Raw genomic sequence first — 9,863 nt, 5'->3', positions numbered from 1 at the left:
CTGGCCCGGCGCGGTTGCAGGGTCGGGACAACTGAACCGACGGCCGTCACGCGTGGTCGGCCCGCACCTCGCGCGGTAGGTGTACGACGAAGGTCGCGCCGCCGCCCGGCGTCTGCTCCACCCGGACGGTGCCGCCGTGCGCGGCGACCAGCGCGGCCACGATGGACAGCCCCAGCCCGGTGCCGCCGCTGCTGCGGGTACGTGAGGCGTCGGCGCGGTAGAAGCGTTCGAAGATCCGCGCCGATTCCTCCGTGGACAACCCGGGGCCGGTATCGGCGACCTCGAGCAGCACCTCGTCGTCGGCCGGGGTCAGCCGCACCGTGATCGAAGTACCGTCCGGTGTGTGCGTCCGGGCGTTGTTGAGCAGGTTGGCCAGGATCTGGCGCAGCCGGTGATCGTCGCCCAGGATCTCCAATGTGCCGGTGCCCTCGGCGATCTCGAGGGTGATCGGCCGGTGCTCGCCCGCCGCCTCCTCGACCGCGCGTGCGCTGTGCACGGCGTCGCCCGCGATGGCGAGCAGGTCGACCGGTCGCAGGTCGACGGGTCGTTGCGCGTCGAGCCTGGCCAGCATCAGCAGGTCCTCCACGAGCAGGCCCATTCGCTGCGCCTCGTGCTCGATGCGGTTCATGAACGTCGCCGGATCGCCGGTCGCGCCCTGCCGGTACAGCTCGGCGAAGCCGCGGATGGTGGTGAGCGGGGTGCGCAGTTCGTGACTGGCGTCGGCGACGAAACGCCGCATCCGCGCCTCGGATTCGCGCGCGGCCGCCTCGGAGGCCTCGGTGGCGGCGAAGGCCTGCTGGATCTGGGTGAGCATGCTGTTGAGCGAGCGGGACAGCCGGTCGACCTCGGTGTCGGTGCCGCGCACCGGGACTCGGTGGTGTAGCTCGCCCTCCGCGATGGCCGCGGCGGTCGCCTCGACCCGGCCCAACGGCCGCAGGCTGCCGCGGACAACGAAGTAGGCGGCGATCGCCAATGCCGTCAGGATGATCGCGCCGACCACCAGTTCCAGCACGACGAGATTGCGTACGGTCTCGATGTTCTCGGTGAGCGGCCAGGCGACCGTCGCCGACGCGTGCTTGCCGTGCACCGTCAGCACCCGCCACTGATCGGTCGCGTCACCTTCCGAGCCGACCGTGACCGGTTGCAGCGCAGGTGGATCGGGCAGCGCCGGGGTGGCATCGGTGCCGAAGACGTTGTCCAGGGTGATGTCCCGGGTTCCGTCGGAACTCTCGGCGTGCAAGTAGTACCGGCCAGGCGGCTGGCGGTCCGGTGCCGGAGCGGGCAGCACGGGGGCGGGGAGGCCGACCCGGCGCTCCCATTCGATCGCCGCATCCGTCAATTGCTGATCGGTGCGGTTCTGCAGCGAGTTCTCCATCGCCTTGGTCACCACGAAACCCGAAGCGACCAAGCCGAATCCGGCCATCGCCACCAGGATCAGCACCAGCGTCACGCGCAGTGGGATCGCCGAGAACCTGGGGACGCGCAGCCTCATCGCGCGGCCGGCTCCCGCATCACGTATCCGACGCCGCGCAGGGTATGGATCAACCGCTGCTCGCCGGTGTCGACCTTCTTGCGCAGATACGACACATACGTCTCCACTACCCCGACCTCACCGCCGAAGTCGTAGCGCCACACGTGATCCAGGATGCGAGGTTTGCTGAGCACGCTGCCCGCGTTCACCATGAAATAGCGCAGCAGCGTGAATTCGGTGGGGGACAGGGCAACCGGCTCGCCCGCCTTCCACACCTCGTGGGTGTCGTCGTCGAGTTCGATGTCGGCGAACCGCAGCCGGGTACTCGCCCGTTCCGGCGCGGTCTGGCCCGCGCGGCGCAGGATCACCCGCAGCCGGGCCACCACTTCCTCGAGGCTGAACGGCTTGGTGACATAGTCGTCGGCGCCCAGAGTGAGGCCGGTGATCTTGTCCTCGACCTCGTCGCGGGCGGTGAGGAACAGCACCGGGGCGTCGATGCCGTCGGCGCGCAACCTGCGCAGCAGGCCGAAGCCGTCCATCCCGGGCATCATCACGTCGACGATCAACGCCTGCGGGCGGAACACGCGCGCCCTGTCCAGGGCCTCGGCGCCGTCGGCGGCCGTCGCCACCTCGAAACCCTGGTAGCGCAGGCTCACCGCCAGCAGTTCGACGATCATCGGTTCGTCGTCGACGACGAGCACCCTTGCCTCGGGCGCATCAGGCACACCGCTCATGGGTCTCATCGTCGCGCACCCGGCTGGGAAGTGGCTGGACCCATGCTGTGAGGTCGCTGTGTGCCGCTCAGCGCGACGTTTCGCCGAACACGTCCTCGTCTTCGCTGAGCAGGGCCGAGCCGGCGACATTGCTGTGGGAGAGCGCGTCGAGGAAGGCGCGGGCCCAGCGCTCGACGTCGTGGGTGAGCACCTGGCGGCGCAGCGACCGCATCCGGCGGCGCTTGGTGTCGCGGTCGTCGTCGAGCGCGCCGGCGATGGCGTCCTTGACGCTGTCCAGGTCGTGCGGGTTGCACAGGTAGGACTGGCGCAGCTCGGCGGCCGCGCCGGTGAACTCGCTGAGCACCAGGGCGCCGTTGAGGTCGCTGTGGCAGGCCACGTACTCCTTGGCGACCAGGTTCATGCCGTCGCGCAGCGGGGTCACCAGCATGGCGTCGGCGGCGACGAAGAAGGCGATCAGCTCGTCGCGGGGGATCGGGCGGTGCAGATAGTGCACGACCGGGTAGCCGACGCGGGCGAACTCGCCGTTGATCCGGCCGACCTGGCGTTCGATGTCGCCGCGCATCTTGATGTAGCTCTGCACGCGTTCTCGGCTCGGGGTGGCCAGCTGCACCATCACCGTCTCGGACGGGTCGATCCGGCCCTCTTCCAGCAGTTCCTGCAGCGCGTTGAGCCGGATGTCGATGCCCTTGGTGTAGTCGAGGCGGTCGACGCCGAGCAAGATGTTCTTCGGATTGCCCAGCTCGGCGCGGATCTTGGCGGCCCGCTCGCGCACCGAACGGCGCCGCGAGTGCTCGTCGAGCTCGGCGGAGTCGATGGAGATCGGGAACGCGCCCACCCGCACCGTGCGGAAGCCGACCTGCACCACACCCAGCTTGGACCGCACGCCGATGGTGCCGCGCGAGGTGGGCTGACCGGCCAGCCTGCGGGCCAGGTAGAGGAAGTTCTGCGCGCCGCCGGGTAGGTGGAAGCCGATCAGGTCGGCGCCGAGCAGGCCCTCGACGATCTCGGTGCGCCACGGCATCTGCATGAACAGCTCGACCGGGGGGAACGGGATGTGCAGGAAGAAACCGATGGTGAGGTCGGGCCGCAGCATCCGCAGCATCTTCGGCACCAGCTGCAGCTGGTAGTCCTGCACCCAGACCGTCGCGCCTTCGGCGGCCACCTTCGCCGTCTCCTCCGCGAACCGGCGGTTGACCTCGACGTAGGCGGCCCACCAGGCTCGGTCGTACACGGGACGCACGATCACGTCGTGATACAGCGGCCACAGCGTGCCGTTGGAGAACCCCTCGTAGTAGTCCTCGACCTCCTGCGCCGTCAGCGGCACCGGATGCAGTTCCAGACCGTCCTCGATGATCGGCTCGACCTCGACGTCGGGCACGCCCGCCCAGCCGACCCAGGCCCCCTTGTTGCTGCGCAGGACCGGTTCCAGCGCGGTCACCAGACCACCGGGGCTGCGCTTCCATCGGGTCGTGCCGTCGGGCAGGCGCTCGAGGTCTACCGGTAGTCGATTGGCGACGACCACGAACCCCGAGCCTGCACCGCTCGCGACGGGTTCGCTGTCATCGGACGGACGGTCGTTGGACTGTTTATCGATCATTGGTCCACTCACGCATCCTTTGCGCGTCGCAGGGTCCCGCTTTGAGGTTGTGGTTGTGGGAGGGTCAGCTGGGGCCTATGCCGAGCATCGACAGCAGCATCCGGCACTCGTCGGCGTCTTCGGCATATGCCGCGACGACGCGCTGTGCCTGGCGAGCGGTCTCGTCGGCCAGCGGCTCGAGCTCGTCGTCGGCGATGTCGTTGGCGCTGCTCTTCGCGGCCATAGTGGTTCGTCCTCCCGGTTTCCAAACGCTCTGCGTGCGAGTAGTCAATAGTAACGGTCGCCTGTGCACGGCCGATGAACTCCCGACCCGATCTCCCCACCCTGGTGCAGCGTCGTGGCGGTCCCGTTACCGTGGTCCGCCGGACAGCTCCACTCCGCAGAGAGGTTTCCTTCATGCCACTGGCCACGGTGAACGGCATCGCACTGAACTATCAGGTCAAGGGCGACCGTACCAAGGGCACCGACGTCAAGGGCGGTGGTCCGCTGGTGGTGTTGATCATGGGCACCGGGTCGCCGGGCCGGGTATGGGAACTCCACCAGGTTCCCGCGCTGGTCGCGGCCGGGTACCGCGTCTGCATCTTCGACAACCGGGGCATCGCACCGTCGTTCGAGGCGGCGGGCGGTATGCGGATCGAGGAGCTGGTGGCCGACACCGCGGCGCTGATCGAGTTCCTCGACGAGGGGCCCGCTCTGATCGCGGGTACCTCGATGGGCGCCCGGGTCGCTCAGGAGCTGGCCCTGGCGCGTCCCGACCTGGTCCGCAAGGCCGTTTTCATGGCGGGCCACGGCAGACTGGACCAGTTCCAGAAGACGCTGTCGGCCGGTGAGCAGGACCTCGACGCGGCGGGCATGCAGCTGCCCGCGAAATTCGAGGCGGCGATGACCGCGGTGATGAATCTGTCGCCCGCGACCATGGCCGACACCAACGCCGCCCGCGACTGGCTGGATCTCTTCGAGTTCACCGTCGGGCCCGCCACCCCCGGAATCCGCGCGCAGCGGGCGATGGATCACGAGTTCGACCGGGTGGCCGCCTATCGCGGAATCACCGTGCCCTGCCTGGCAATTGGCTTCGCCGATGATAGGATGATTCCGCCTTATCTGTCGCGGGAGGTTGCCGAGGCCATCCCCGGCGCCAGGTATCAGGAGATTCCGGACACCGGCCACTACGGCTACCTGGAAAGCCCCGAGGCGGTCAACAAGATCCTCCTCGATTTCTTCGCGGCGTGACCGCCGAGGCTGAGGTAACCACCTACACGTAACGTCTGCCTTGCTAGGGTCGACACAACGCCCGGGGGTGCGCACCCCTGAGCGATCCCGTACACAGCGCCAGTATCCAGTGAGGTGAAATGAGCACCAACCCCTTCGACGACGAGGACGGCCGCTTCTTCGTTCTGGTCAACGACGAAGAGCAGCACTCCCTGTGGCCCGCGTTTGCGGAGGTCCCGGCGGGTTGGCGTGTCGTGTTCGGTGAGGAAAGCCGGGCCGCGTGCGTCGAATACGTCGAGAAGAACTGGACCGATATGCGTCCCAAGAGCCTGCGTGACGCGATGGCCGCCGACGATGCGGCCCGCGCCCAGTCCTGAGCAGTAACACAGATACTGCGCCGGGACCTCGCTGAGCGTGTCGGCCGTGTGGCACTCCTACCGATGCCACGCGGCCGCCGCGTGCCGCTATGATGGTCGCTGCCCTCCGGGGCTCATGAAATACCCGCCTCCTTAGCTCAGTGGTAGAGCACCGCTCTTGTAAAGCGAAGGTCGTCAGTTCAATCCTGACAGGGGGCTCTCTGCGAACGGCTCTGACCCTGGTCAGAGCCGTTTTCACGCTGTAGTCACCGCCCGAGAACCGGCGTTTGGCCTCACTGTGGACGCACTCTGTTCCAGCCGCTCGGCTACGGCGTCCAGGTCGTCATCGAACAAGTCTGCGTAGACGTCCAGGGTCATCGCCGCCGACTAGTGGCCCAGCATCTTCTGGATCGCCTTCACGTTCGCCCCGGCCGAGACGGCCAGTGAGGCGGCGGTGTGCCGGAGATCGTGCGCGGTGACCCTGGGGAACGTCTCGTCGGCCTTCATGCACCGGGCATCCATGAATCCTTGGACGCGGGCGGGCCGACGTGTTCACCCTTGCACGGGCCATCAATGGCGCGCGAGCCCCATCGATCTCGGCCGGCTTGCGGCGCACCGTACGTGTTGGTGAACGACGAGGACCAGCACTCGTTGTGGCCGACCTTTGCGGAGTTTCCGCCGGCTGGAAGATCGTCTTCGGTGAAGGCAGCGGCGCCGCGCGCGTCGAGTACGTCGAGAAGAACTGGACGGACATTCTTTGCCGTGACCCCAAGACTTTTGGGGCGACCTCGCGTCCATGCGCTGCGGTATCTTCCATGCGATCGCCGCACCCTGGTCGGCGCGCAGAGGAAGCACACACCACATGCTCAACAAGTCCTTTGCGGCCGCCGCGCTCTCGGTGAGCGCCGCTGCCGTCCTCGCGGCACCGCCCGCCGCCGCCGACCCGGTCAACTGGGGCGCCGTTTCCCTCAGCGTGTGGGGCAATGTCTACGCGTTTTCGGTCAACCACCCGACGGAAGCCGACGCCATTCGAGCCGCCGACCGAGCGTGCAAGGGTCAAGGCATCATCGACTGCCGGATGATGGTGACGTTCGCGAACGGCTGCGGTGCAGTCGTGACGAGTCCGCTCGCGATCGTCGCAGGGTTCCCGATCGTGGGCTTCGGTAAAGGGGCGACCCCAGGGGAGGCATACGCAGACGCCACCCGCAACCTCCCCACCGGCACCGGAAGCGCCGGCTCGTTCAATCGCGACCACGCCTGCACCCGGCCGTGATCTAGTTCCCGCACGTAGAGCACTCGCCTTGTAGCGAATGGCCGTCAGCTCAATCCTGACATGGCTCCGAGATCAGGCCTCCGACCTGCGTTGAGCGCGGTCGGAGGCTTTTCGCGTCAACCGCGCTCCTGCGCGAACTGTTGGGCATAAGGTGAGTTCACCGGTGAACTCACCTGGAGATCCGATGAACCTCTCTCGTCCGACGTGCCGGACAGTCGGCGTGCTGGCCGTCACCGCGACGGCCGCGCTCCTGCCCGCGAACCCGGCTGCCGCCGCACCGGAATCGTGTCCGCAGTGGACGCAGCGGACGGTCGCGTCCGGCTATGGGTTCCTGGAGAACCTCGGCTTCGACGGCCGCGGGAACCTGCTGCTGTCGGAGCAATCCGCCACCGGAGTCGGCGGCTCGCTGCAGCGTCTGGCAGCCGACGGCACGAAATCCGTCGCGGTGGGCGATATCGATGGCCCCGGCGGCGTCATCGTCGTCGGCGACACGGCCTATTTCACCACCGGTAACAGCGCCACGGCCGCGCTGACGGGCCGCACGGACGGGACCATTCGCGCGCTGGACCTCGACACCGGCGCGGTGACCACGGTCGCCACCGGTTTGACGATGCCGAACGGCCTGGCGCAACTGCCGAACGGTGATTTCGTCGTCAGCAAGGACGTCGGCGCAGGGTCCATGACGCGAGTCGGGGCGGATGGCAATGCGTCGCCGTACGCGCCGTCACTCACCTCCACCAACGGTCTCGCGTTCGACCGCGCACGCGATCGGCTCGTCGTTTCGACGACATTCGACCCGACGACGGTGGTTACCTTCGTCGACTACGCCGATCCATCCCGGCAGGCCCCGCAGACCGTGATTCCCGGATACGGCCCGCTGAACGCGGCGGACGATCTGACCGTCGGGCCGGACGGCACGGCATATGTGGCGCTCAATGTCGCGGGCCGGATCCAACAGGTCGACCTGGACACCCGACAAACCTGCTCGATCGCCGACGGACTTCCCCTGTCGTCATCGGTGCGTTTCGGCTCCGGACCGGGCTGGAACTCGCATGCCCTGTATGTGACGAGCTTCCTGGGCACCGTCACAGAGCTGACGCCACCCAAGCCCTGACGATCCTGCAACCCGCCGACCGCCTCGGTCGCCGAGCGTACGATGACACCGTGTCCAGGTCCATCGGCGGTCGTCCGGAACTTCCCGAGTCCATGACCTGGGAAGAACTGGAGCAACTCCCTGAAGAGATCGCCGCGCAGATCGAGTTGTGGGAGGGGCGGGTGGTATGGCTACGCCGCGGCCCCGGCGAACACCAGATGGCGACGTTTCGGCTGACCCAAGAGTTGGAGCGTGCGGCACGCGCCGACAGCGCCGCCACCACTGAACGCTGTTGGCGGGCCATTTTCGAAACCAATGTCTTTCTGGGTACAACCGGAAAGTCCGATTTCGTGACCCCGGATTTCCTGGTCCACCGCTGCCTACCGGCGGGCGCGGATGTGCGGTCCGCGGATACGGTGCTGGTCGGTGAAGTGCTGTCGCCGTCGAATACGCCGGGCGAGATCGAGGCGAAGAAGGCTCGCTATGCGGGGGCAGGCATCCCGACCTATTGGGAAGTGGAGCTTCGCCGCGATCTCACCGCGATCCACGCTATCCGCGTCTACGCCCTCAATGTCGGCCCTACCGAACTGCCGCCGGGCGTGCGCCCGCTGCGCCGGGCGAACTACCTGCTCGCGGGGGAGTGGTCACCCGAGAACACCATCGGCCTCTCATTTCCCTACCCGTTCGAGATCGACATGCCGTGGTCCGCACTCACATTCTGAGGCGCGTGGCCATTCTGCATCGCCGGGCCGATCGGGGCACCAGTAGGTTGCGACTCTGTGAGCTTCCGGCGCAAGGACACTTCGACTTCCAGAACCGCCATCGAGCAGATTGATGGCCGATGGCCGGAACCGGGCGACGACGCGACCTACGTGGTTCGGACAGTGCACCGCTTGCGTCGGGTTCCGATCCGGGATCTCACTACCGAGGGTCTACGAATGCTTGTCGGGCAATGCGTTTCGCTGCCTCTTATCGCGCCGCGCGTGCTCGAGGTGCTGGACCGGGATCCCCTGATCGCGGGGGATTTCTATCCTGGGGACCTCTTGGTGGCGACGCTGCGTAATGCGGATCAGCTTGGGACTGAGCATCGGGACGAGCTCCGGGCCGTGGTCGAACGGATTCGCGATGGTGCATGCGGACCTGTGCCCGCCGAGGTGTGGGAGCTCGCGAACGACCTCGGCGGTGGGAGTCAGTCGGGGACGTTGGCGCCGTAGCCGAGTTCGCGGAGGGCGGCCTTGATCTTGTCGCGGGCCTCGTCGAGGGATTCGGGCTTGGGGGCGGTGTCTGCGCCGGAGATGTCGAAGTCGCCCATGGTGTAGGCGGGGAAGACGTGGGTGTGCAGGTGGGGGACTTCCAGGCCCGCGATGAGCAGGCCGGCACGGGGGGCGTCGAAGGCGATGCGGACGGCCTGGCCGATCTTCTGGGCGACGCCGGTGAGGCGGGCCATGACGGCGGGGTCGACGTCCTGCCACTGGTCGATCTCGGCGCGCGGGACGACGAGGGTGTGGCCCTGGGTGACGGGGGCGATGGTGAGGAAGGCGACGAACTCGTCGTCCTCCCAGACGAAGCGGCCGGGAAGCTGTCCGGCGATGATCGCGCTGAAGACGGATGCCATGCGGCGAGCCTAACTAGATCGCGACGAAATGCGACAGGATGCCCTGCACCTCGTAGATGTCGACCTGACGGTTGAACCGCTGCTTGACCGGCTCGTTCCCGCTGCCGATCCAGATGTACAGCTCGGCGTCGAGGTCGAAGGTGCCCGCGGTCTCGACGGCGAAACGGGTGATCGAGCGGTAGGGGATGGAGTGGTAGCTGACCTTGCGGCCGGTGACGCCCTGCTTGTCGACCAGGATCAGCCTGCGATTGGTGAACAGCATCGCGTCGCGCACCAGGATGAAGGCCGAGTAGACCTGCTCACCCTGGCCGAACAGCTTCGCGTACTCCTGCTGGGCGGCGGCCGGGTCGATACGCCCGGCATTGCCCATCATTCCGTCGAGCAGACCCATGATGTGCTCCCCTCGCCCGTTCTCCGGCATGCGGCGGACCCGTTGTCCCGCCAGCATCATTGTCCCCCAAACGAACCCGATGTGGGTGGCGTGCGCGGGTGAATTCCCGGTACCCGGGCGGGGA

At 67.4% G+C, this 9,863-nt stretch carries 12 protein-coding genes, 1 tRNA gene and 2 pseudogenes; 8 read left to right on the top strand and 7 right to left on the bottom strand.

What is annotated here, in order from left to right; all coding sequences use genetic code 11:
• Positions 1–46 precede the first annotated feature (46 nt).
• From ACFVAV_RS24080 to ACFVAV_RS24065, 4 genes are all read right to left on the bottom strand, one after another.
• Positions 47–1,492 (bottom strand): ATP-binding protein, encoded by a 1,446-nt coding sequence (locus ACFVAV_RS24080; protein ID WP_379037420.1) that lies wholly within the window; start codon positions 1,490–1,492, stop codon positions 47–49.
• Positions 1,489–2,205 (bottom strand): response regulator transcription factor, encoded by a 717-nt coding sequence (locus ACFVAV_RS24075; protein WP_379037419.1) that lies wholly within the window; start codon positions 2,203–2,205, stop codon positions 1,489–1,491. The genes ACFVAV_RS24080 and ACFVAV_RS24075 overlap by 4 nt, the downstream gene beginning before the upstream one ends.
• 67 nt (positions 2,206–2,272) lie before the next feature.
• The gene (locus tag ACFVAV_RS24070; protein ID WP_379037591.1) at positions 2,273–3,802 is read right to left on the bottom strand and encodes a trehalose-6-phosphate synthase; all 1,530 of its coding nucleotides are present in this window, start codon (positions 3,800–3,802) and stop codon (positions 2,273–2,275) included.
• Positions 3,803–3,866: 64 nt separating this feature from the next.
• On the bottom strand, positions 3,867–4,025 hold the full coding sequence (locus ACFVAV_RS24065) for a hypothetical protein (protein WP_019044795.1): 159 nt from the start codon (positions 4,023–4,025) through the stop codon (positions 3,867–3,869).
• 173 nt (positions 4,026–4,198) lie between these two features.
• Between ACFVAV_RS24065 and ACFVAV_RS24060 the strand changes: the two genes are divergently transcribed.
• From ACFVAV_RS24060 to ACFVAV_RS24050, 3 genes are all read left to right on the top strand, one after another.
• Positions 4,199–5,032, top strand: a complete 834-nt coding sequence (locus ACFVAV_RS24060) for an alpha/beta fold hydrolase (RefSeq protein ID WP_379037418.1) — start codon at positions 4,199–4,201, stop codon at positions 5,030–5,032.
• 119 nt (positions 5,033–5,151) lie between these two features.
• A complete protein-coding gene (locus tag ACFVAV_RS24055; RefSeq protein ID WP_022565839.1) occupies positions 5,152–5,388 on the top strand; it encodes an MbtH family protein in 237 nt (78 codons plus the stop codon).
• Between the two features lie 126 nt (positions 5,389–5,514).
• Positions 5,515–5,586 (top strand) — tRNA-Thr (locus ACFVAV_RS24050).
• A gap of 36 nt (positions 5,587–5,622) precedes the next feature.
• Here ACFVAV_RS24050 and ACFVAV_RS24045 read toward each other — a convergent pair.
• A pseudogene (locus ACFVAV_RS24045) lies at positions 5,623–5,877 on the bottom strand (tyrosine-type recombinase/integrase); the annotation flags it as partial.
• A gap of 63 nt (positions 5,878–5,940) precedes the next feature.
• Here ACFVAV_RS24045 and ACFVAV_RS24040 point away from each other — a divergent pair.
• From ACFVAV_RS24040 to ACFVAV_RS24020, 5 genes and pseudogenes are all read left to right on the top strand, one after another.
• Positions 5,941–6,122: pseudogene (locus tag ACFVAV_RS24040) on the top strand (MbtH family protein); the annotation flags it as partial.
• Between the two features lie 107 nt (positions 6,123–6,229).
• Positions 6,230–6,640, top strand: a complete 411-nt coding sequence (locus ACFVAV_RS24035) for a DUF4189 domain-containing protein (RefSeq protein ID WP_379037417.1) — start codon at positions 6,230–6,232, stop codon at positions 6,638–6,640.
• Positions 6,641–6,824: 184 nt separating this feature from the next.
• Positions 6,825–7,754 (top strand): SMP-30/gluconolactonase/LRE family protein, encoded by a 930-nt coding sequence (locus ACFVAV_RS24030; RefSeq protein WP_379037415.1) that lies wholly within the window; start codon positions 6,825–6,827, stop codon positions 7,752–7,754.
• 92 nt (positions 7,755–7,846) lie between these two features.
• Positions 7,847–8,455, top strand: a complete 609-nt coding sequence (locus ACFVAV_RS24025; RefSeq protein ID WP_379037590.1) for a Uma2 family endonuclease — start codon at positions 7,847–7,849, stop codon at positions 8,453–8,455.
• Between the two features lie 57 nt (positions 8,456–8,512).
• Positions 8,513–8,947: a contact-dependent growth inhibition system immunity protein gene (locus ACFVAV_RS24020; RefSeq protein ID WP_379037414.1), complete on the top strand. Its 435-nt coding sequence runs from the start codon at positions 8,513–8,515 to the stop codon at positions 8,945–8,947.
• Here ACFVAV_RS24020 and ACFVAV_RS24015 read toward each other — a convergent pair.
• Both ACFVAV_RS24015 and ACFVAV_RS24010 read right to left on the bottom strand, forming a co-directional pair.
• Entirely contained in the window at positions 8,923–9,348 is a 426-nt protein-coding gene (locus ACFVAV_RS24015) for an HIT family protein (protein WP_378855708.1), read from the bottom strand. The two genes, ACFVAV_RS24020 and ACFVAV_RS24015, sit on opposite strands and share 25 nt — an antisense overlap.
• A gap of 13 nt (positions 9,349–9,361) precedes the next feature.
• Entirely contained in the window at positions 9,362–9,739 is a 378-nt protein-coding gene (locus tag ACFVAV_RS24010) for a PH domain-containing protein (protein ID WP_379037412.1), read from the bottom strand.
• Positions 9,740–9,863: the final 124 nt, after the last annotated feature.

Origin of the sequence: Nocardia sp. NPDC057663 (genome assembly GCF_042799895.1) — a bacterium.
Taxonomy (GTDB): domain Bacteria; phylum Actinomycetota; class Actinomycetes; order Mycobacteriales; family Mycobacteriaceae; genus Nocardia.
This window is presented reverse-complemented; position numbering and strand designations above follow the sequence as displayed.

What these genes read in the sequence shown, in the direction of transcription:
- ACFVAV_RS24075 (WP_379037419.1), bottom strand. Translation starts at nt 2,205, where the DNA reads ATGAGCGGTGTGCCTGATGCGCCCGAGGCAAGGGTGCTCGTCGTCGAC.
- ACFVAV_RS24060 (WP_379037418.1), top strand. Translation starts at nt 4,199, where the DNA reads ATGCCACTGGCCACGGTGAACGGCATCGCACTGAACTATCAGGTCAAG.
- ACFVAV_RS24025 (WP_379037590.1), top strand. Translation starts at nt 7,847, where the DNA reads ATGACCTGGGAAGAACTGGAGCAACTCCCTGAAGAGATCGCCGCGCAG.
- ACFVAV_RS24015 (WP_378855708.1), bottom strand. Translation starts at nt 9,348, where the DNA reads ATGGCATCCGTCTTCAGCGCGATCATCGCCGGACAGCTTCCCGGCCGC.
- ACFVAV_RS24065 (WP_019044795.1), bottom strand. Translation starts at nt 4,025, where the DNA reads ATGGCCGCGAAGAGCAGCGCCAACGACATCGCCGACGACGAGCTCGAG.
- ACFVAV_RS24055 (WP_022565839.1), top strand. Translation starts at nt 5,152, where the DNA reads ATGAGCACCAACCCCTTCGACGACGAGGACGGCCGCTTCTTCGTTCTG.
- ACFVAV_RS24070 (WP_379037591.1), bottom strand. Translation starts at nt 3,802, where the DNA reads ATGATCGATAAACAGTCCAACGACCGTCCGTCCGATGACAGCGAACCC.
- ACFVAV_RS24010 (WP_379037412.1), bottom strand. Translation starts at nt 9,739, where the DNA reads ATGGGTCTGCTCGACGGAATGATGGGCAATGCCGGGCGTATCGACCCG.
- ACFVAV_RS24080 (WP_379037420.1), bottom strand. Translation starts at nt 1,492, where the DNA reads ATGAGGCTGCGCGTCCCCAGGTTCTCGGCGATCCCACTGCGCGTGACG.
- ACFVAV_RS24030 (WP_379037415.1), top strand. Translation starts at nt 6,825, where the DNA reads ATGAACCTCTCTCGTCCGACGTGCCGGACAGTCGGCGTGCTGGCCGTC.
- ACFVAV_RS24035 (WP_379037417.1), top strand. Translation starts at nt 6,230, where the DNA reads ATGCTCAACAAGTCCTTTGCGGCCGCCGCGCTCTCGGTGAGCGCCGCT.